The organism is Helicovermis profundi (genome assembly GCF_033097505.1).
GTDB classification, from domain to species: domain Bacteria; phylum Bacillota; class Clostridia; order Peptostreptococcales; family Acidaminobacteraceae; genus Helicovermis; species Helicovermis profundi.
Genome location: NZ_AP028654.1, coordinates 2,889,440 through 2,910,187, shown reverse-complemented (window position 1 = coordinate 2,910,187; position 20,748 = coordinate 2,889,440). Strand labels below are relative to the sequence as shown.

The window sequence follows — 20,748 nt, the reverse complement described above, 5'->3', positions numbered from 1 at the left end:
AAATCAACGTTATAGCTGGTTTTGTATTTTAAAAAGTGTCAAACTCAGGTTATATAAAAACGGATAAAGGTAATTTCACTGCAAATAACGTGATTATATCTGTGGGCTTATTTAATAATAAAAAAATTCCGCTTGTTTCAAAAAAGATACCAAAAAGTATTAATCAAATACATTCAATGGAATATAAAAATTCAAGTCAATTAAATGATGGAAATGTTTTAGTAGTTGGTGCAGGTAGATCTGGAACACAAATTGCGTATGAAATTAAAAAAAATACCAATAAAAAAGTGTGGCTTTCACTTGGAACTCTCAATTTAATACCAACAATATATAAACAAATTAATGGTGTTTATTGGCTAAATATGCTTTCGGGATATGATCATTATAATAATCCAATTGTCTATTCTTTGGAAGACACTTATAACTCTAACATAGTCGATAAAATGGTGCAAAATCTTGGTGGGTGTGTTAGTAACGGTGTGGAGCTGATAGGTCGTTTTAAAGGATATAGTAATAATAGTTTTGAATTTGAAGAAAACTTAATTAAAACTATTGAGAGTGCAAATGAATATCTTTCAAAATTTGAAAAAGAAATAGATAAGTATATAGAAAAAGAAAATTTGAAAATGAGTAAAGATCAAATAAACTTTAATTTACCTGTATTAAATATGAGTTCTTTAAAAGAAGAAAAAATCTTAGAAATTAATACTAGTAATATTAAAACAATTATTTGGTGTACGGGCTTTAAGCCGGATTACTCTTGGATTAATTTAGATGTTTTTAATGATGATGGATATCCTATTAGTAGTAATGGAAAAACAAGTGTAAATGGATTATATTTTAGTGCTTTAAGTCTAGATCCAAATTTTTCGAATTCCTCAGGCTTTGGAGTAGGTCTTTTTGGCGTTGATGAGGATGCTAGAAGGATTGTTAGTGATATAATCGTATAAAATTTAAAAGTATATAAATCAAAAAGCAGTGTAAACGGCGAATAACATGCTTCGCATGTTACTATTCGCTCATCTGCGGGCACTTTGCCCTATGGGAAAATATAAAAATTTAAAAAGTATATAAATCAAAAAGCAGTGCAAACGGTCAACTGCATGCTTCGCATGTTACTATTCGCTCATCTGCGGGCACTTTGCCCTATGGGAAAATATAAAAATTTAAAAAGTATATAAAATCAAAAAGCAGTGCAAACGGTCAACCGCATGCTTTGCATGCTACTATTCGCTCGTTTACGGGCACTTTGCCCTATGGGAAAATTTAAAAATTTAAAAATTTAAAAAGTATATAAATCAAAAAGCAGTGCAAACGGCGAACCGCATGCTTTGCATGCTACTATTCGCTCGTTTACGGGCACTTTGCCCTATGAAAAAACATAAAACTTTTAAAGCAAGTAAGTGAACTTACTTGCTTTAAAAGTTTTATGTTTTTTCGCACTGCTTTTTGCTAAAAAATCTTGACATTAATTTTTATAAATTATATACTATGTAAGTATTATTTTGAATGCACCCAAGAATTAGGGTGCCCTACCTTTAATATGATGAAATCTAAGAGTGGTAGGTCATCCGTACAGGTGACTTCTCACTCTTTTTATATTGAAAGTAAAAAAATGTTTATTATTTATTGATTATAAGAAATAAAAAATGTTGATATAATCTGCAAAATTATATCAACATTAGTAGAATCAACTAGAAAGCTAATTCAAATTTATTGTACCGAAATTGGTTATTACAGTATAATACTTTATTTGAATTAATTCAAGTACTTTTGTTGATTTAGTATTTTTGTTTTTTATTTTCTAAATTATTAGGAGGATTTTATGTCAACTAAGTATATTTTCGTAACGGGTGGAGTTGTGTCTTCGCTTGGTAAAGGTATTACTGCGGCGTCTTTAGGTCAATTACTAAAAGCTAGAGGTTTGAAAGTTACTATTCAAAAATTTGATCCATATCTAAATAAGGATCCAGGAACTATGAGTCCTTATCAACATGGGGAAGTTTTTGTTACTGACGATGGAGCTGAAACTGATTTAGATTTAGGTCATTATGAAAGATTTATTGATATTAATTTAAATAAGAATAGCAATGTTACTACTGGAAAGGTCTATTGGTCTGTAATTACTAAAGAAAGAAAAGGCGAATATCTTGGTGGAACTGTTCAAGTTATTCCACATATTACAAATGAAATAAAAGAAAGAGCATATAGAGCGTCTCATGATAATCCTGATGTAGTTATTACGGAAATTGGTGGAACTGTTGGTGATATTGAGAGTCTTCCATTTCTTGAAGCTATTAGACAAATTAAATTTGATATTGGTGAAGAAAATGTTATGTATATTCACCTTACATTAATACCTTATTTATCTAAGGCAGGGGAGCTTAAAACAAAACCTACACAACATAGTGTAAGAGATTTAAGGGAAATTGGTATTCAACCTGATATAATTGTGTGTAGAACTGAAAAACCTCTTAGTCAAGAAATAAAAAATAAAATTAGTTTATTTTGTAATTTATCATCTGAAAACGTTATTCAAAATTTAGATGCTGAGACATTATATGAAGTTCCTCTAAAGCTTGAAGAAGAGGGGCTTGCTGAAAAAGTTTGCAAGAAATTTAATATTGAGTGTGAAAAACCTGATTTAAAAGAATGGATTGATATTGTTAATATAGAAAAAGGCTTAACTGAAAGTGTTAAAATTGCACTTGTTGGAAAATACGTAGAATTAAGAGATGCATACCTTTCTGTTGCTGAATCGTTAAAACATGCTGGAATTGCTAATAATGTTAAAGTTGATATTGATTGGGTTCATTCTGAAGAAGTTACTGAGGAAAATGTTAAAGAAATGTTAAAAGGTGCTGATGGAATACTTGTTCCAGGTGGTTTTGGAGATAGAGGTGTCGAAGGAAAAATTGTTGCAACGAAATATGCTAGAGAGAACAAAGTTCCGTATTTTGGAATATGTCTTGGAATGCAAGTTGCTGTAATAGAATATGCAAGAAATGTTTTAGGATACGAAGATGCACATAGCTCAGAACTTAATCCTTTTACAAAGCATCCGGTTATTGACCTTATGCCAGAGCAACACGATGTAGAAGATATGGGTGGAACTATGAGACTTGGTCTTTACCCATGTAAAGTTAATAAAGATACATTAGCTTATGATGCCTATTCCGAAGAGTTAATTTATGAAAGACATAGACATAGATATGAATTTAATAATACTTATAGAGAAGAACTTGAAAGTAAAGGTTTGGTTATAAGTGGACTTTCGCCAGATGAAAGATTAGTTGAAATTGTAGAATTAAAAGACCATCCGTGGTTTGTAGCTGGACAATTTCATCCAGAATTTAAATCAAGACCAACTAGAAGTCATCCTCTTTTTAGAGAATTTATTAAAGCATCAAAAGAAAATAAATAACAATAGTTAAAAAATCTTATTTTCTACTAAAATTAAAAAAAATATAAAAAAGATCGTTAAAGAGTATAAAATACTTTTTAACGATCTTTTTAGCTAAACAAATATATTTTCTATCAAACAGATATATTGCTTGTATTAATAGATTTGATTTACGAATCTAGTTATTTTTAACAATTCTAATAAATTCAGTAACGTCTGTTGCTTTAATGTTTGCGTCTTCAAGTTCTTTTGCAGCGCTTAAGTACTCAGCACCAATTTCTCTAAGTTTTTCAGGAATAGCAGCAGTGCTAATAACAACACCATCTTTAATATCTGTGTTACCAACTAAATAATCAACTGTACATTTTAAAACATTAGTTAATTTAATAATTGTGCTAATTTTAGGCTCTCTAAGACCGTTCTCGTATCTTGATAATGAAGCTTCTGTGATATCAGCTAAGTTAGCAAGTTTCTTTTGTGTCATACCATGTTGATTTCTTAAAATTGTAATTCTATTTCCGATTGTACTCATAATGCACGTCCTTTTTATAATATATTGTTAATAATAATATCTATAATGTGTTGCATCTGATGATATTATATAACAGATTAATATAAAATGCAAGAAAAGTCGAAAAATGTCGAAAAAATTTTTTTAAATATGGTTGATCTAAAATTTTATATTGGTTTAAACTTTGAAAACAGTGCGTTTTAGGGTGAGTAAATTTTTAAAATGTTTTTTAAAAACAATAAATTTTTTATTTAATTAAACAAATATTTTGTAAAAATATATACAATTTTGGATATTAATTACACATACAAAAGTGGAAAATATCACTTGGAATACTTGCCATTAGTATATTTCACTTAGATGCATTAAGTTTCAATTTTTTATTGTCAAATAAATATTTGTTTTGTAAACCTATAGTTGGGGAATAAATATCTATAGAGTATTTATATTTTACTGAAATTTATAAAGGTATTTTTTATTTATTATTGAACTTTAAATAATCATGTTTTAGTGGGAGATGATATTATGAATTCGGTTAGTATCGAAAATATGCTTAGAGAGGTTATGCGTATTGATATGGAGGCAACTATTTTAGAAAAAGAAATGGTTGAATTAAAGGCTGAAAAAGAGAAAGAACTTAGGAAAACATTAAAATCTATGGAATTTAAGGAGATGAAAAAAACTCGGAAAATTGCAAAGAAGAAGTATGATCAAATATTAGTAGACGCGAAAGAAATGGAAGAGAAAATTTTTGAAAATGGTAAAAAAGAAACTGAAAAATTGGAACTTTTATTAAGTAAAAAAAGTGAAAGTATTTCTAAAAAAGTATTTTCGAAATTATTAGAAAATTATATCAATTCAGAAAAGTCTAAAGAATAAAGAAGGGATAGTATGGGAAGCATAAGAAAGTATGCTGCGGTTAATACAAAAATCAAATATCTCTCTAGTAAACTTTTAAAAAAAGAGGATTACAAGAAGTTGTTAGAAATCACCTCTTATGATGATGCATTTAATTATTTAAAAAATACTACAGATTATGGAGATTTGATTGAAAAAGATGAGATCTTAGAAATTGAGGAACTTGAAAGACTATTTAATAGACATTTATATCAAAGTCTTGAAAAAATTAATCATTATTTTGTAAATGAAGATAGAGAATTTATTAAAGCTTTGTTTGTAAGATATGAAGTAGAAAATATTAAACTTCTTTTAAGACTTATTTCTAGAAATGAAGAATTAAAAGATTTTAAAAATAAAATATATATTCCTAAAATAAAAACGAACGTAGATTATGAACTTTTAGAGAGCTCATCGACGCTTGAAGAAGCAATTTTAAATTTAGCAAATACTCCCTATAAAAGAGTGCTAGAACAGTATATTGGAGATCATTCTTCAAGGCAAATGTTTTATATTGAAATGACTCTTGATAGACATTATTTCAACAATCTTATGAGGGTAACTCAAAAGTTAGATAAAGAAGATAAAAAATTAGTTAATGAACTTCTTGGAAGAAACATTGATTTATTAAATATTCAGTGGATTTATAGAGGATCTAAGTACTATGGACTTTCACCAGAAGAACTTATTAACTATACGTTAAATGGGGGCTTTTTACTTAAATACGAATTTCTTAAAGATTTATGTTATACAAGTTCGTTTGAATCTTTTAGAGAAAAAATAAATAAATCTGGATATTCAAAGGATTTGGTTAATAGCTTTGGTGAATCAGATGAGCATATAGAGAGCGAAATTGAAAAATATTTATTTAATTTATTTTTGAAATTTAAAAAGAATAGTTATATGAATATGGTTGAATTTTTAGTTTACATTCATAGTCTGGAGTTTGAAATGAGAGATCTATTTATTATTCTAGAATCTAAGAGATATGGAATTTCAGAAGATGTAGCAAAAACATTTTTAGTTAGACCGGTTTAGGTGGTGATTAAATGGCTATAGAAAAAATGAAAATGATGAATATGGTTGGACATATAGATAGTATGGATAGTGTTCTTAAAAAAGTTATGGCACTTAAAAATGTACAATTATTAAATGCATTTGATGAAATTGATGACGTTGATTTTACACTTGATATAGATGAAAAATATGAAAAAGAAGTTGTAGATTTATGTCGAATTAAGCCTCATAGAGAGAAAGCTGCATTTAGAATGATGAGTTTAGATATAAACAATCTAATGGATATAATGCAACTTAAAAAACAAATTGAACTAAAATACTATGAGACGGAGTATAATGATCTAGAAATTTCTAAAAGTATATCAATGATATTAAAAGAGATGGAGGATATCAATAAGGAAACTTCAACTTTAAATGAAAAATTAAAAGTTTTAAATGAACTGAAAGTTATTGAAAGAATAAGAGATATAAATGTTGATTTTGATAAAGTGTTTAACTTGAATGTGTTTGATGTAAATTTAGGAAGATTAACGCCTGAAAATAGGGTGAAATTTACAAAAAATTATGAAAATGTTCCTGCGCTTGTTATGCATGTAGGAGAGTATGAAAATGAAGAAGTATATTTAGTTGTAAGTCCAAAAGAATTTAATGAAGAGACTACTAGAATATTAAAGTCAGTTTACTTTAAACAAATTTGGATACCAGAAGAATTTTTGTCTACTCCAAGAAATATGATTATAAAAATAAATAAGGAAATTGAAGATATTATTAATAGAATTGATTTCCTAAAAAATGAAGCAAAAGATTATAAAAATAAATATGGTGAAAATATTATTAAATGCTATTCTGTGATAGAAATTGAAAAGAATCTTTCAAGGATGAAAAGTAAAATTGCTGTGACTAGAAATTTTTTCTATCTTGCAGGATGGATTCCGCAAAATCTAATTAATAATTTAGAAAAATCACTTTCAGTATACGGTGAAGGTATGATTTTAATATTTAAAGATGTTTCTGAAGTTAAGACTAAGGTAAGACCACCAACACTACTAAGTAATTCTTGGTTATTTAAACCATTTGAAATATTAATCGAAATGTATGGTATGCCTTCATATAGCGAGATTGATCCTACCCCATTTATTGGTTTTGTATATATGCTATTATTCGGGGCAATGTTTGGTGATTTGGGTCAAGGATTTGTTATATTTTTAGCTGGCATTTTATTAATTAAGGTTAAAAATGCAGATAAAGCGGGAGGATTACTTTCTAGGATTGGTATCAGTTCAATGTTATTTGGATTTTTATATGATAGTTTTTTCGGCTACGAAGAAGTTATTTCGAAATTTGTAGTCAATACTCTTCATATAGAATTTGCGGAAAAAATTTTTCTAAGACCAATTGAAAATATCAATACAATGCTTATGTACTCTATTGGACTAGGTATATTGTTACTTATAAGCAGTTTTGGACTTAGTATATACAATAAATTAAAATCTAAAGATATAGCAGAAGGTATTTTTGGTAGAAATGGAATTGTAGGATTAATTCTTTATATAACTATGATTGCAGTTGTCTTTGGAAGTTTTAAAAAAATGTATTTTCTTCCACCTTCAGTTCTTTTTACAATTGTTGTAATTACATTGATTCTTATGGTTGTTAGAGAACCTCTCGCAAATTTAATTACAGATACTAGACCTCTCTATCATGAAAGTGCAGGAGAATATTATGTTGAAAGTGGATTTAATTTGCTTGAAACTTTTTTAGGTATGTTAAGTAACAGTGTTTCTTTTATAAGAGTTGGAGCGTTTGCTTTAAATCATGTAGGACTATTTATTGCTTTTCATACTATTGCAAATATTATAGGAACAAGTTTAGGTGAAGTTTCAATGTTTATTGTTGGAAATATTATGGTGCTAATGCTTGAAGGTTTAATTGTCTTTATTCAAGGATTAAGACTTGTATATTATGAATTGTTTAGTAAATATTACACGGGTGATGGAGTTAGTTTTGAACCTGAAGTGTTAAAGATAAGCAAATAAAAAATACCTTATATTATAATATTGGAGGAAATTATTATGAAGATTACATTAGCAATGAGTATTTTAGTAGTGTTTTTCACTATTTTATCGGGATTTTATTATATATTAAATGAAGAAATGACAGATAAAAAGAAACTTAAAAAAATTCTTAAAATTAATATTAGCGTTTTTGTTCCTGTTATTTTAATTGGTATAATGTATTTAATTCCTGATATTGCACATGCAGCAACTAATACAGCAGCTGCTTCAACTTCTTCTGGTCTTGGTCTTATTGCAGTTGCTCTTAGTACTGGTATGGCTACGATTGGTGCAGGATATGCAGTTGGTGCAGTTGGTTCATCTGCTCTTGGAGCAGTTTCAGAGAATCCTAAAATTTTAGGTAAAACTTTGATATTTGTAGGTCTTGCAGAAGGTATTGCTATATACGGGTTAATTATTTCAATTTTAATTTTAGGTAAATTGTAGGTGATATAATGAAATCATTTTTGATAAGCGATAATATTGATACTTTAATTGGAATGAGACTTTCTGGAGTGGATGGGGTTATTTGTCAAACCAGAGAGGAGGTTTTAAAAACTATTGAAGAGAAGATTAAGGATGTATCAATAGGAGTAATAGTTGTAACAGATATTATTAAAAATATGGCAACTACTGAAATTATGGAGTACAAAATAAAGTTAGATAAAACGCTTATAGTTGAAATACCTTCGATTAATTCGAAATATGAAAAAAATTATATTACGAAATATATTAGAGATTCTATTGGTGTTAAGTTTTAACTATTAAAAAGAGGGTGATACTATCGTTACTATAGATGATAAACTTGAACTATTTAGAGATGTTGTAATAGATAGAGTTCAAAAGGAGATTGATAAAAAAGCTAGTATTATTGACAAAGAAAATAAAAAAATTGTAGAAAACTATCAAAGCACAATTGATGAAAAAACTGAAGAGTTTACTAAAAATTTTTTGGAAGAAGCATATCTTGAAAAGAAAAATACTATTTCAAATGCCAAGAGAAAAGTAAAATCAAATGTATTAAAAGTTAAAAAAAATATGATAGATAAAGTGTTTAGTGATGTTGTTGATTTGGTTAAGCAATTTGTATTTTCTGACGATTACAAAAAATATTTAAGAAAAATTATAGATGAAGCTATAGTAGAACTTAATAATGAAAATATAATTTTAGTTGAGATTGGGAAAAATTTTACTATAGAAAAAGATGTTATTTTAGAATGCCTTATAGAAAAAGGATATTTAGAGGAGAATGTAAAATTTAAAATTCTAGATAATAATTTAATTGGAGGCGCGATTTTTCTAAATGACTCAATGATGTATAGGATTGACTATTGTTTGGATTCTTTGATTGAGCATAATAGAGTTTATATTGGGCAACTTGTATTTGAAATGCTAAATGAAGCAGGTGAAGAAAATGAGTAAAATGACAAATGGAATAATAGAAATGATCAATGGCCCAGTTGTAAAAGCAAGTGGACTTAGCTCATTTAAAATGCGTGAGATGGTAACCGTTGGAAATAAAAAACTTATTGGAGAAATTATTTCTTTAGATGGTGATATTGGAACGATACAAGTGTATGAAGAAACTGAAGGACTTAAAATAGGCGAAGAGGTAGTGTCTAGTGGAAAGCCATTATCACTAAAACTTGGACCAGGTCTTTTAAGTAATATGTTTGATGGAATTGAAAGACCGCTAAAAAAACTATATGAATTGAGTGGAGGTTTTATTGCTGAAGGAATTGGTCTTATTTCCTTGGATGAAGATAAAGAGTGGGAAGTTGACCTTACTATTAATGTAGGTGATCATCTAAAAGGTGGAGAGTTCTTTGGTAGTGTTATGGAAACATCTATTATAAAGAATTATTTAATGATTCCTTCAAATATTTGTGGAGATATAGTAAGTATTAATAAACAGGATAAGTATAAACTTGAAGATGAAGTCGCTATAATAAAAGATAAAAATGGGAAAGAACATATATTAAAAATTTATCAAGAGTGGCCTGTAAGAATTCCTAGACCTTCAAAAAAAAGGATGGCGCTTTCAAAACCTCTTGTAACAGGCCAAAGGGTACTCGATATATTTTTTCCACTTGCGAAAGGTGGTACTGCAGCAATTCCAGGTGGATTTGGTACTGGTAAAACAATGACTCAGCATCAATTGGCTAAATGGAGTGATGCAGATATAATTGTATATATTGGATGTGGAGAAAGGGGAAATGAGATGACGGATGTTCTTGAAGAATTTCCTAAGCTTATTGATCCTAATACTGGTAAAACTATAATGGAAAGAACTGTATTAATTGCAAATACGTCAAATATGCCTGTTGCAGCAAGAGAAGCTAGTATTTACACTGGTATAACTATGGCGGAATACTATAGAGATATGGGCTATCACGTAGCTATAATGGCTGACTCTACTTCTAGGTGGGCAGAAGCACTTCGTGAAATTTCAGGAAGGCTTGAAGAAATGCCTGCTGAAGAAGGTTATCCAGCATATTTACCTTCACGATTAGCAGAATTTTATGAAAGGGCTGGATACGTTGAAACCCTTTCAGGAAAAGAGGCATCGGTTACAATTATTGGAGCGGTTTCACCTGCAGGCGGTGATTTTTCTGAGCCAGTAACAGAGAATACAAAAAGATTTGTAAATGCATTTTTAGCACTTGATAAGAAACTTGCCTATGCTAGGCATTATCCTTCTATAAATTGGCTTAATAGTTATAGTGGATATATTAAAGTTCTAGATAAGTGGTATAGAGAAAATGTAAGTGGGGATGTAATTGAACTTAGGGCTGAAATGCTTCAAATCCTTTATGAAGAAAATAAACTTTCCGATATAGTTCAGCTAGTTGGTGAAGACGTACTTCCGGATGATCAAAGGCTGATTCTTGAAATTGCAAAAGTTATTAAAATAGGATTTTTGCAACAGAATGCTTTCCATGCGGAAGATACTTATGTTCCTCTTCCAAAACAACATTTAATGCTTGAACTTATGAAATTTTTATATGATAAAGCAAGTGAAGCTGTTAAACTTGGTATTCCTATTTCCAAAGTAAAGGATCCTGAAATTTTTGGAAAGGTAACAAAAATGAAATACACAATACCTAATGATGATTTAACAGGAATTGGTAGATTGATGTCTGAAATTGAAGATTTTTATGAAAATTTGAAAGTTAAATATAAGGTATAGTAGAGGGTGAATTTATGAGCAGAGAATATTTAAAAATAGATAAACTTGAAGGTCCACTTATTATTTTATCTGATGTAATTGGTGCATCATATGGTGAAATAATAAATATTAAAGTTAAAGACGAAAAAGATAGAATGGGAAAAGTTATTAGAATAGATGGGAATACGGTTGTAGCGCAAGTGTTTGAAGGAACAAGTGGTCTTTCTACAAATAATACTTCAATTAGGTTTACAGGAAAACCATTTGAAATGGCTATGTCACTTGGAATATTAGGGAGATCATTCGACGGAGTTGGTCGCGCAATAGATGGTGCTGGTCAAATATATGATGGAAAGTTTTTTAATATTAATGGTAGACCAATTAATCCAGTTGCCAGAAAATATCCTAGAAATTTTATTCAAACTGGTATTTCTACAATAGATACGTTAACAACTTTAATTAGAGGTCAAAAATTACCGGTATTTTCTGGTAATGGTCTTCCTCATAACGAACTTGCGTCTCAAATTGTAAGACAAGCTAAACTTGGTGAGGACACTGAAGATATAAAATTTGCAATAGTTTTTGCTGCAATAGGTGTAAAGCATGATGATGCAGCATATTTTATGAGAAGTTTTGAAGAAGCTGGGATTTCTGATCACGTTGTTTCTTTTGTAAATCTTGCAGATGACCCTATTGTTGAAAGAGTAAGTACTCCGAGATGTGCTCTTACAGCAGCTGAATACTTAGCTTTTGAAGAAGGTTATCAAATACTTGTTGTTATGACAGATATTACTTCATACTGTGAAGCTTTAAGAGAAATTGCATCGGCTAGAGAAGAAGTTCCTTCTAGAAAAGGTTATCCAGGTTATTTATATTCAGATCTTGCATCTTTATATGAAAGAGCGGGTATGATGAAAGAAAAAGAAGGGTCGATCACTTTTTTACCTATGCTTACTATGCCAAATGACGATATATCACATCCTATTCCAGATCTTACTGGATATATTACTGAAGGACAAATTGTACTTGCGAGAGATTTGTTTCAAGACAATATTTATCCTCCTGTAAGTGTTCTTCCATCACTTTCGAGATTAATGAAAGATGGTATAGGAGAAGGGTTTACTACTAAAGAACATCCTGATTTATCAAACCAATTATTTTCTTCATATTCTAAAGTACAAGATATTAGATCTTTAGCTCAGATTATTGGAGAAGATGATTTATCTGAAGTTGATAAAAAATATATGGAATTTGGAAGACAATTTGAAGCAAAATTTGTAAAACAAAAGAATGATGAAAATAGAAGTATTAAAGAAAGTTTAAAAATAGGCTGGAAAGTTATTAGTGTTTTACCAAAAACAGAGCTTGATAGATTAAGCAGTGAGGTTATAGAAGAATTTTATATTGAAGAAAAATAATTGTGTTAAGAGGGTGGTATTATGCAATATAGTATAGCTCCTACTAAAGCAAATTTAATAAAAGCAAAAGGTATGCTTAAGTTTTCTCTTAAAGGTTTTGAACTTCTTGATAAAAAAAGAAATGTACTTATAAGAGAGATGATGGGCCTTGTAAAAAGAGCTGAAGAAGTGCAAAATAAAATTCAAGATATATTTGACGGCGCATATGATTCGCTTAGATTTGCAAATATTACTTTGGGACTTAATAATGTTGAAGATATTGCTATTTCAATTGTTAATAATGAAGAATTTGATGTATTAAGTCAGAGTGTTATGGGTGTTGAAATTCCAAAATTAATTCATACAGATACTGAGAAAACAGTTAACTATGGTCTTTTTAGGACAAATGCAGCGCTAGATGAAGCTGTAGTTAAATTTAATGATGTAAGAATGCTTATATACGAACTTGGAGAAATAGAGACATCGGTATATAAACTTGCTATGGAGATTAAAAAAACTCAAAAAAGAGCAAATGCACTTGATAAAATACAAATACCTAAATTTCAAGAACTTGTTAAATTTATTCAAGATGTATTGGAAGAAAAAGAAAGAGAAGATTTTTTTAGATTAAAAAAAGTTAAAAAGAAACATCGATGATATCTTGCAATTAATCGTTGTTTGTTAGATAATAAATATGTTGGTTGTAATATCTATTAGGTAAGGTTGGATTTATTTAATGGAGGAAAATGATATGACAGAATCAACTATAAGAGTAAGAATGAGTATGCATGATGCACACTACGGTGGAAATTTAGTAGACGGAGCTAAAATGCTTAATTTGTTCGGTGACGTTGCAACAGAATTATTAATTAGAAACGATGGTGATGAAGGATTATTTGCAGCTTATGAAAAAGTTGAGTTCCTTGCACCAGTATATGCAGGCGATTTTATTGAAGCTGTTGGTAAAATTGTAAAGGTTGGAAATTCTTCTAGAAGGATGGAATTTGAAGCTAGAAAAGTAATTATACCAAGACCAGACCTTAATGATTCGGCATGTGATGTACTTAAAGATCCTATTATCGTTGCAAGAGCTGTTGGAACATGTGTTGTTCCAAAAGATAAGCAGAGAGGATAGGTGAAAAAAATGGAAAAATTAATTATAACAGCTGCTATTACTGGAGCTGAAGTTACAAGGGATTTGCAACCTAATTTACCATTAACTCCTGAAGAAATTGCTAATGAGGCATTTAACTGCTATAAAGCGGGTGCTTCTATCGTACATGTTCATGCAAGAGATAAAGACGGTAACCCTACACAAGATTATGAAGTTTATAAAGAAATAAAAGAAAAAATAGAAGCGAAGTGTGATATTATTTTTCAACCATCTACTGGTGGTGCTGTTTGGCATTCTCCTGAGGAAAGACTTCAACCTGTTGAATTAAAACCTGAGATGGCAACGCTTAGTGCTGGAACTTGTAATTTTGGGCCAGATGTTTTTATGAATTCTGAAGAGTATATTGAAAAATTTGCAAAAAGAATGGTTGTGCTTGGAGTAAAACCAGAAATTGAAGTGTTTGAAAGAGGTATGATTGAGAATGCTAAAAAATTAGTAAAAAAAGGAATTCTAAATGGACCACTTCATTTTGATTTTGTTCTTGGTGTTCCAGGAGCTTGTCCTGGTAATCCAGAAGATTTACTTTATATGAGAAATCAGATTCCTAGTGACTCTACATGGACAGTCGCAGGTATTGGAAGATATGAAACACCACTTGCAGGGCTTGCTATTAATATGGGTGGTCATGTTAGAGTTGGATTTGAAGACAATATATACTATTCAAAAGGTGTTCTTGCAACTTCTAATGCACAATTAGTGGAAAGAGTTGTAAGACTTGCTAAAGAGTTTGGTAGAGAAGTTGCTAGTCCATCTGAAGCAAGAAAAATATTGAATATTAAGTAATTTTATGAGTTATTAGTAAGAATATATTAAATATAATAATTAGTAAAAAATAAAATAATGTATATGAAAGATAAAGTTATCTTTCATATACATTATTTGTTTTTAGAGTTCGTTTTACTTTTTTTAAAATCTTAAGTATCTATTGATTTTGTATGTTCAATAGCTTTTTTCCATCCCTTGTACAATTTATCCCTTTCTTCACAATTCATAGTTGGTTTAAAATCTTTGTCTATTTGGAGTATATTTTTAATAGAGTCTTTATCTTTCCAAAATCCTACTGCAAGTCCAGCAAGGTATGCTGCTCCAAGCGCAGTCGTTTCGATAACTTTTGGTCTTTCAACTCTTACACTTAGCATATCGGATTGAAATTGCATTAAAAAATTATTGCTACTTGCACCGCCATCAACTTTAAGTACTTTTAATTTTATACCCGAGTCTGTTTCCATTGCATTGATTAGATCTTTTGATTGATATGCAATTGCTTCAAGTGAAGCTCTAATAATATGATTTTTATTTGAACCTCTAGTTAGTCCAAATATAGTACCCCTAGCATACATATCCCAATAAGGAGCTCCAAGTCCAGAAAAAGCAGGGACTACATAAACTCCATTTGTGTCATTTACTCTAGTTGCGAAATATTCACTATCAGATGATTTATCGATCATACCAAGTTCATCGCGTAGCCACTGAACAACAGCTCCACCAATAAAAATAGAACCTTCGAGTGCGTATTCAATTTTACCATCAATTCCCCATGCAATCGTAGTTAATAATCCATTTTTTGATTTAATTATTTTGTCTCCAGTTTGCATAAGCATAAAGCAACCAGTTCCATAAGTGTTTTTTATCATTCCGCTTTCAAAACAAGTTTGACCAAAAAGAGCTGCTTGTTGATCTCCTGCAGCGCCGCTAATAGGAACATGAATTCCTAATAAGGCTTTATCACTATAACCATAAATTTCAGAAGAGTTTTTTACTTTCGGAAGCATGTTTTTAGGAACATCAAGTATTTGGAGTAATTTATCGTCCCATTTTAATGTATTTATATTGAACATTAAGGTTCTTGAAGCGTTACTATATTCAGTTACATGGATTTTTTCTTTTGTTAGATTCCAAATTATCCATGTGTCTATAGTTCCGAAAAGAAGTTCTCCGTTTTTAGCTCTTCTTCTAGCACCTTTTACATTATCTAGTATCCACTTAACTTTAGTACCGGAAAAATAAGGATCAATTACTAAACCGGTTGAATTTTTTATGTAGTCTACATGTTCGCTTTTTTTAAGCTCTTCACAAATGCTAGAAGTTTGCTTAGATTGCCATACGATAGCGTTATAGATTGGTTGGCCTGTTTTTTTGTCCCAAATTACTGTAGTTTCTCTTTGGTTTGTAATTCCGATTGCAGAAATACTACTAGGGTTAACTTTGCTTTCCCAAATAACCGATTTAGCCACCGAAAGTAATGTATTCCATATTTCTATAGGGTCGTGTTCTACCCATCCTGTTTTAGGATATATTTGTGTAAATTCTTTTTGTACTTTTTTAACAACTATGCCTTGTTTATCAAAAATAATTGCTCTAGAGCTAGTAGTTCCTTGATCGAGAGCTAATATATATTGTTTCATAAGTCCTCCGCTTTTTATAGTAAAAAGTTCTACAATATAAATGAATTTCTAAGATTCAGAGGGAGCTTTTGCTAACCCAAATATCATATATACTGTAGAACTCTTTAGGTATCGAATAATAATTAATTTTTAATAATCTTCAATATGAAATTCTTTAAAATTTTCCCTATAATCATTTAATGGAATATAAAAGAATTGATTATTATTTGAACTAAATTTTATAGTTGCCAAAATATCAGATGCAACCCATTTTCCGTTAATATACATTTCGACCCAGAAATACTTTGAATTTGTATCATTTATTCCATATACGGTTCTAGAAGGTATATTTATCGCTCTTAGTAAGGCTGTATAAAAATAGCAGATTTCTTCGGGAGTTCCGTATTCATCATTGTATACTTGGAGTGATGGCTTTGAATCATAATCGTCGTTAACAATTTGATTAATGGAAATATTACTAGAAATCCAAGTGAAAATTGCTTTAGATTTATCATAAGTCTTTAATTTGTTGTAAGTAAGTAAATTAGAAAGTGAATTAATTCCAAGTTCATTATTTTGTATTTTTGTACTTGGTACAAGATATTCTAATTTTTTTATATCTAAATTCACTACACTAAAAACTAGTAGTGGGTCGCCCTTAATTACCTGATTGTCTTTTGTAATAGTATCAGGAGTTTTTATCAAAATGTTATGTTTGCCAAGTCCAAATGGAGTGTAAATCACTGAATTGATCTTTCCATCAATTATTGGAATGATAAAAGATTTTTTGCTCATTTTTCTTGAAACAATTACTTCAAGTTTACTTAAATCAGATTGTTCTATAGTAGCTTTAAAGTTAAATGAACTTTTTACTTCCATATTTGAATAGATTTCATTTTCTATATCGATGCCTAATTTATCAAATGAAGGCAATTCGACGTAGTGTTCATCATCGTAGTTTATAGTATATTTACTAAGCTGAAAAGATTTAGCTATATAGGTTATTTGATCAATTAAATTATCTTCAGAAAAAATAGTTTTATAAGAAAAAATTAGTTTGTACTCGTAATTATCTTTTATTAATAGATAGATGATTGATTTAATTGTAGAATCATTTTCGGTAATTGTATAGTAAGTTACTGTACTTTCAATTTCATTAATATTAATTTTGCTGTTACCTGTAAAAACAACGGTATCTTTATTAGTCTTATAAACACTAGTTTTATATTTTTCTGTTAACGATTCAAGAGTTTCATCAGGTGATATTTTAGTCTTAGATATCTGTACACTACTTTCTTCATCATTAGATTTTAATCCGTAAATTTTATTATCAAAATCAATTAATTTCCACTGTTGAGGTATATAGAAATACGCTCCAATATCGTCGATTGAAATTTTCTTATAAAAATTATCATTAACAAAGTTGTAATTTTCACCATTATTTTTAGAACTTAAAGTTATCGTAGATGCATCTTTATCCCAAACGAGATTAAGGTCAAATGTATCTGCTATAAATTTTGCTGGAACCATTGTGTGAGAATTTACTATAATAGGTGCAGAATCAAGCTTGAATTTTTTCCCGTTTTTATATGCTTCATCGCTATCGATTTTAAGTTTAATAAACATATTATTTTTGTATGCACTTACTTCTTTAGTTCTTCCAATCCACCTTATTTCAGACCCTAATGCTTCGAAATAGCTTCTCATTGGTACAAGTACGGTATCATTTACTATAATAGGAGAAACATTCAATGAAATTTCCTTATCATTAAGAAACATTTGTATTTCTTTTTTTGACGAAATAGAATTATTTTCATCGGCAAAAGAAAAACAAGAAAAGTATGCTATAATAAATATTATTAGTATTAGAAATCTTTTCATTTAAACCACCTTTTACACTTTCATATCTTTTATTCATAATAAATTTACCCATTAAAAATAGAAATAAAAATAAATTTTAAAAAATATGCAATATTTTATTAATAATAATATCATATATATTTTTTGCAATTTAATTATAAAAGTATTTGTATTGTAAGTGTAATAAGTTCGTAATAAGTGAAATAATTACGTTGTAAATGTATTAGTATTATTGGAGGTAAATATTGAACGTAGAAATGCTTCAAGATAAAACAATTATTGATTTGAAAGAAATTGCTAAAGCAATGAAGTTAAAGGGAATTTCAAAATTAAGAAAAGATGAGCTGGTTGATTTGATTATTAATGGAAATTCTGAAGAAAAGGAAATAGAAAGCCTTGAAAAAGAAAAAGAAAAAGATGACAAAATAGAAGTTGAAGTTGCTAAAGAATTACCAAAAGAAAAGCTAATAAAAAAAACAGAAGCAGTAGAGAAGAAAATAGAAAAAGACGCTAGTAAAGTATATATTGGTGATAAAGTATTTGAAAAAGGATCTGAGGAAGTTGAAGGAGTTCTTGAAGTTATTGATCAAGGCTATGGATTTTTAAGATTTAAAAATTTTTTAACTAGCGAACTTGATGTATATATATCTCCATCTCAAATAAAGAAATTCTCACTTAGAACGGGCGATAAAATTAAGGGAGTCACAAGAATTCCTAGATCAAATGAAAGATTTAGAGCTCTTCTATATGTGCTAAATGTGAATGGACTAAAACCGATATCAAATTACAGAAGGCCTAAATTTGATAACCTTACACCTCTTTATCCCACTGAAAGATTTGAACTTGGAAAAAATTCAAAGGAGTTTTCTCTTAGATTGATAGATTTTTTAGCTCCGATAGGAAAAGGTCAAAGAGGTTTGATTGTTGCACCTCCAAAAGCAGGTAAGACAATGCTACTTCAAAAAATAGCTAAATCTATTACAGAAAATAATAAAGAAACTGAAGTGATTGTTTTATTAATAGATGAAAGACCTGAAGAAGTCACTGAAATGGAAAGATCGATTAATGCTGATGTTATTTCATCAACATTTGATGAACTTCCGTCTCATCATATTAAAGTAGCAGAAATGGTTTTAAGTAGAGCGAAAGGATTGGTAGAGCAAAAAAAAGATGTAGTAATATTATTAGATAGTATTACAAGACTCGCTAGAGCGTATAATTTAGTTATTCCATCAAGTGGAAGAACGCTTTCAGGAGGGCTAGATCCTGCTGCGCTTCATTTACCAAAAAGATTTTTTGGAGCTGCAAGAAATATTGAAGAAGGTGGTAGTCTTACAATACTTGCTACTGCATTAATTGAAACTGGTTCAAGAATGGATGAAGTAATATTTGAAGAGTTTAAAGGTACAGGAAATATGGAGATTACATTAAGTAGAAAGCTTTCAGAAAAGAGAATTTTCCCTGCAATTGATATTAATAAGTCAAGTACAAGAAGAGAAGAACTTTTACTTACGCAAAGTGAGCTTGAAGCAGTCTGGACTATTAGACGTGCTATAGATAATAGAAATGCATATGAAATTACAGATTATATTATTAGTAGGATTTTGAAGTCAAAAACTAATGAAGAATTTATTAGTTTAATCAAAAATGGTTTGAAATAGTATTGTATTATAAAAAAGTATATGCTATAATGTAGTGGTCGTTGTATGGCTAGTTGTCGATAATTAAAATTTTTATAGAGATTTTATTTGAAAAGAGGTGAAGGTAATGAAGAAAAATTTACATCCAGAGTATAATGAAGTTGAAGTGCATTGTGCATGTGGTAATACTTTTACAACAAAATCTACAAAGAAAGAAATTAGATTAGATATTTGTTCAGAGTGTCATCCGTTTTTCACTGGTACTCAAAAACAAATTGAACGTGGTGGAAGAGCAGATAAATTTAAACAAAAATATGGTCTTAAATAATATTGTTTTTCTAAAGGTTAGAGTCTATATGTCTCTAACCTTCTTTACTTTTAGGATGAAAAAAGTAAATTTGTTTTTATAAGTTTATTGTAAATTGAAATTTGTTTTTTTATTTTCAAGGATTTATGATGTATAATTGAATAGTAGTAATTTGCCTAAATATTTATGAAAAGAAATGACTTAGGTTTTTTTGTGTATAGATTTTTAATATTCTTTATTGGAGGAAGTTATGAGTAAGTTGTATTTTAGATATGGTGCTATGAATTCAGGTAAATCTACTAACCTTATGCAAGTTGCGTACAATTACGAAGAAAGAGGTATGAATGTTATAGTAATAAAACCTAAAACCGACACTAAGGGTGGAGAAAAAGTAGTATCTAGATTGGGTGTGGAGAGAAAAGTAGATATAGTAATAGAAAACAAAACAAATGTATTTACTGAAATAGAAAATTGGCTTAAAAACCAAGGTGAAATTAATTGTTTACTAGTTGATGAAGCTCAGTTTTTTAAAAAGGAACAAATAGATGAACTTTTTAGAGTTGCTGTAGTTCTTAACATTCCTACTATATGCTATGGTTTAAGAACAGACTTTATGATGGAAGGATTTGAAGGAAGCGAAAGGCTGCTTTTGCTTTCACATAGCATAGAAGAACTTAAAACTATTTGTACATGTGGAAAAAAGGCATTATTAAATGGAAGAAAAATAAATGGTAACTTTGTTTTTGAAGGTGAGCAGGTAGCAATCGATGGTGAAGATTCAGTTGAATATCAATCGCTCTGCCCTAAATGTTACTATGAATTATTAAATAAAAGTAAAATTGATTAAGATGAGTTTATTGACGAACTTTGGATTAATACTATTAAAATTCTGATATTGTATTTTAAGTGATATATTAGCTGATTAATCTATGTAT

At 29.3% G+C, this 20,748-nt stretch carries 19 protein-coding genes; 16 read left to right on the top strand and 3 right to left on the bottom strand.

The window, feature by feature from the left end:
* Positions 1-35: 35 nt before the first annotated feature.
* Together AACH12_RS13340 and AACH12_RS13335 are read left to right on the top strand one after the other, a co-directional pair.
* On the top strand, positions 36-950 hold the full coding sequence (locus AACH12_RS13340; protein ID WP_338535871.1) for an NAD(P)-binding domain-containing protein: 915 nt from the start codon (positions 36-38) through the stop codon (positions 948-950).
* Between the two features lie 875 nt (positions 951-1,825).
* On the top strand, positions 1,826-3,424 hold the full coding sequence (locus AACH12_RS13335; RefSeq protein WP_338535870.1) for a CTP synthase: 1,599 nt from the start codon (positions 1,826-1,828) through the stop codon (positions 3,422-3,424).
* Positions 3,425-3,581: 157 nt separating this feature from the next.
* On the opposite strand, the gene AACH12_RS13330 is transcribed toward AACH12_RS13335, so the two are convergent.
* Positions 3,582-3,935, bottom strand: a complete 354-nt coding sequence (locus AACH12_RS13330; protein WP_338535869.1) for a helix-turn-helix domain-containing protein — start codon at positions 3,933-3,935, stop codon at positions 3,582-3,584.
* Positions 3,936-4,439: 504 nt separating this feature from the next.
* On the opposite strand from AACH12_RS13330, the gene AACH12_RS13325 reads away from it, so the two are divergent.
* The 11 genes from AACH12_RS13325 (at position 4,440) to kce (ending at position 14,405) form a co-directional block, all read left to right on the top strand.
* Positions 4,440-4,793, top strand: coding sequence for a hypothetical protein (locus AACH12_RS13325; RefSeq protein ID WP_338535868.1), 354 nt, complete (start codon positions 4,440-4,442; stop codon positions 4,791-4,793).
* 12 nt (positions 4,794-4,805) lie between these two features.
* Positions 4,806-5,849 carry a V-type ATPase subunit gene (locus AACH12_RS13320; protein ID WP_338535867.1) on the top strand — a complete coding sequence of 348 codons (1,044 nt, stop codon included), beginning with the start codon at positions 4,806-4,808 and terminating at the stop codon, positions 5,847-5,849.
* A gap of 11 nt (positions 5,850-5,860) precedes the next feature.
* Entirely contained in the window at positions 5,861-7,864 is a 2,004-nt protein-coding gene (locus AACH12_RS13315; protein ID WP_338535866.1) for a V-type ATP synthase subunit I, read from the top strand.
* Positions 7,865-7,900: 36 nt separating this feature from the next.
* Entirely contained in the window at positions 7,901-8,329 is a 429-nt protein-coding gene (locus AACH12_RS13310) for an ATP synthase subunit C (RefSeq protein WP_338535865.1), read from the top strand.
* Positions 8,330-8,337: 8 nt separating this feature from the next.
* Positions 8,338-8,643 (top strand): V-type ATP synthase subunit F, encoded by a 306-nt coding sequence (locus AACH12_RS13305; RefSeq protein ID WP_338535864.1) that lies wholly within the window; start codon positions 8,338-8,340, stop codon positions 8,641-8,643.
* Positions 8,644-8,665: 22 nt separating this feature from the next.
* Positions 8,666-9,304, top strand: a complete 639-nt coding sequence (locus AACH12_RS13300) for a V-type ATP synthase subunit E (protein WP_338537394.1) — start codon at positions 8,666-8,668, stop codon at positions 9,302-9,304.
* Positions 9,297-11,072, top strand: coding sequence for a V-type ATP synthase subunit A (locus tag AACH12_RS13295; RefSeq protein ID WP_463670992.1), 1,776 nt, complete (start codon positions 9,297-9,299; stop codon positions 11,070-11,072). The genes AACH12_RS13300 and AACH12_RS13295 overlap by 8 nt, the downstream gene beginning before the upstream one ends.
* A 14-nt stretch (positions 11,073-11,086) precedes the next feature.
* Positions 11,087-12,469, top strand: a complete 1,383-nt coding sequence (locus AACH12_RS13290) for a V-type ATP synthase subunit B (RefSeq protein WP_338535863.1) — start codon at positions 11,087-11,089, stop codon at positions 12,467-12,469.
* A 21-nt stretch (positions 12,470-12,490) separates the two neighbouring features.
* Positions 12,491-13,105: a V-type ATP synthase subunit D gene (locus AACH12_RS13285; protein WP_338535862.1), complete on the top strand. Its 615-nt coding sequence runs from the start codon at positions 12,491-12,493 to the stop codon at positions 13,103-13,105.
* 94 nt (positions 13,106-13,199) lie between these two features.
* Complete coding sequence (gene kal, locus AACH12_RS13280) at positions 13,200-13,583, top strand: 3-aminobutyryl-CoA ammonia lyase (RefSeq protein ID WP_338535861.1); 384 nt, start codon at positions 13,200-13,202, stop codon at positions 13,581-13,583.
* A 9-nt stretch (positions 13,584-13,592) separates the two neighbouring features.
* The gene (gene kce / locus AACH12_RS13275) at positions 13,593-14,405 is read left to right on the top strand and encodes a 3-keto-5-aminohexanoate cleavage enzyme (protein ID WP_338535860.1); all 813 of its coding nucleotides are present in this window, start codon (positions 13,593-13,595) and stop codon (positions 14,403-14,405) included.
* Between the two features lie 131 nt (positions 14,406-14,536).
* Here the strand turns inward: kce and glpK are convergent, their stop codons facing one another.
* Positions 14,537-16,027, bottom strand: a complete 1,491-nt coding sequence (glpK, locus tag AACH12_RS13270; RefSeq protein WP_338535859.1) for a glycerol kinase GlpK — start codon at positions 16,025-16,027, stop codon at positions 14,537-14,539.
* A gap of 129 nt (positions 16,028-16,156) precedes the next feature.
* Positions 16,157-17,887, bottom strand: a complete 1,731-nt coding sequence (locus AACH12_RS13265) for a stalk domain-containing protein (protein ID WP_338535858.1) — start codon at positions 17,885-17,887, stop codon at positions 16,157-16,159.
* Positions 17,888-18,108: 221 nt separating this feature from the next.
* Between AACH12_RS13265 and rho the strand changes: the two genes are divergently transcribed.
* The 3 genes from rho to AACH12_RS13250 all read left to right on the top strand — a co-directional run bounded on the left by rho (position 18,109) and on the right by AACH12_RS13250 (position 20,660).
* Positions 18,109-19,527 (top strand): transcription termination factor Rho, encoded by a 1,419-nt coding sequence (gene rho, locus AACH12_RS13260; RefSeq protein ID WP_463671023.1) that lies wholly within the window; start codon positions 18,109-18,111, stop codon positions 19,525-19,527.
* A 106-nt stretch (positions 19,528-19,633) separates the two neighbouring features.
* Complete coding sequence (gene rpmE, locus AACH12_RS13255) at positions 19,634-19,834, top strand: 50S ribosomal protein L31 (protein ID WP_338535857.1); 201 nt, start codon at positions 19,634-19,636, stop codon at positions 19,832-19,834.
* A 229-nt stretch (positions 19,835-20,063) separates the two neighbouring features.
* The gene (locus AACH12_RS13250; protein ID WP_338535856.1) at positions 20,064-20,660 is read left to right on the top strand and encodes a thymidine kinase; all 597 of its coding nucleotides are present in this window, start codon (positions 20,064-20,066) and stop codon (positions 20,658-20,660) included.
* Positions 20,661-20,748: the final 88 nt, after the last annotated feature.

What these genes read in the sequence shown, in the direction of transcription:
- AACH12_RS13335 (WP_338535870.1), top strand. Translation starts at nt 1,826, where the DNA reads ATGTCAACTAAGTATATTTTCGTAACGGGTGGAGTTGTGTCTTCGCTT.
- AACH12_RS13330 (WP_338535869.1), bottom strand. Translation starts at nt 3,935, where the DNA reads ATGAGTACAATCGGAAATAGAATTACAATTTTAAGAAATCAACATGGT.
- AACH12_RS13325 (WP_338535868.1), top strand. Translation starts at nt 4,440, where the DNA reads ATGAATTCGGTTAGTATCGAAAATATGCTTAGAGAGGTTATGCGTATT.
- AACH12_RS13320 (WP_338535867.1), top strand. Translation starts at nt 4,806, where the DNA reads ATGGGAAGCATAAGAAAGTATGCTGCGGTTAATACAAAAATCAAATAT.
- AACH12_RS13315 (WP_338535866.1), top strand. Translation starts at nt 5,861, where the DNA reads ATGGCTATAGAAAAAATGAAAATGATGAATATGGTTGGACATATAGAT.
- AACH12_RS13310 (WP_338535865.1), top strand. Translation starts at nt 7,901, where the DNA reads ATGAAGATTACATTAGCAATGAGTATTTTAGTAGTGTTTTTCACTATT.
- AACH12_RS13305 (WP_338535864.1), top strand. Translation starts at nt 8,338, where the DNA reads ATGAAATCATTTTTGATAAGCGATAATATTGATACTTTAATTGGAATG.
- AACH12_RS13295 (WP_463670992.1), top strand. Translation starts at nt 9,297, where the DNA reads ATGAGTAAAATGACAAATGGAATAATAGAAATGATCAATGGCCCAGTT.
- AACH12_RS13290 (WP_338535863.1), top strand. Translation starts at nt 11,087, where the DNA reads ATGAGCAGAGAATATTTAAAAATAGATAAACTTGAAGGTCCACTTATT.
- AACH12_RS13285 (WP_338535862.1), top strand. Translation starts at nt 12,491, where the DNA reads ATGCAATATAGTATAGCTCCTACTAAAGCAAATTTAATAAAAGCAAAA.
- kal (WP_338535861.1), top strand. Translation starts at nt 13,200, where the DNA reads ATGACAGAATCAACTATAAGAGTAAGAATGAGTATGCATGATGCACAC.
- kce (WP_338535860.1), top strand. Translation starts at nt 13,593, where the DNA reads ATGGAAAAATTAATTATAACAGCTGCTATTACTGGAGCTGAAGTTACA.
- glpK (WP_338535859.1), bottom strand. Translation starts at nt 16,027, where the DNA reads ATGAAACAATATATATTAGCTCTCGATCAAGGAACTACTAGCTCTAGA.
- AACH12_RS13265 (WP_338535858.1), bottom strand. Translation starts at nt 17,887, where the DNA reads ATGAAAAGATTTCTAATACTAATAATATTTATTATAGCATACTTTTCT.
- rpmE (WP_338535857.1), top strand. Translation starts at nt 19,634, where the DNA reads ATGAAGAAAAATTTACATCCAGAGTATAATGAAGTTGAAGTGCATTGT.
- AACH12_RS13250 (WP_338535856.1), top strand. Translation starts at nt 20,064, where the DNA reads ATGAGTAAGTTGTATTTTAGATATGGTGCTATGAATTCAGGTAAATCT.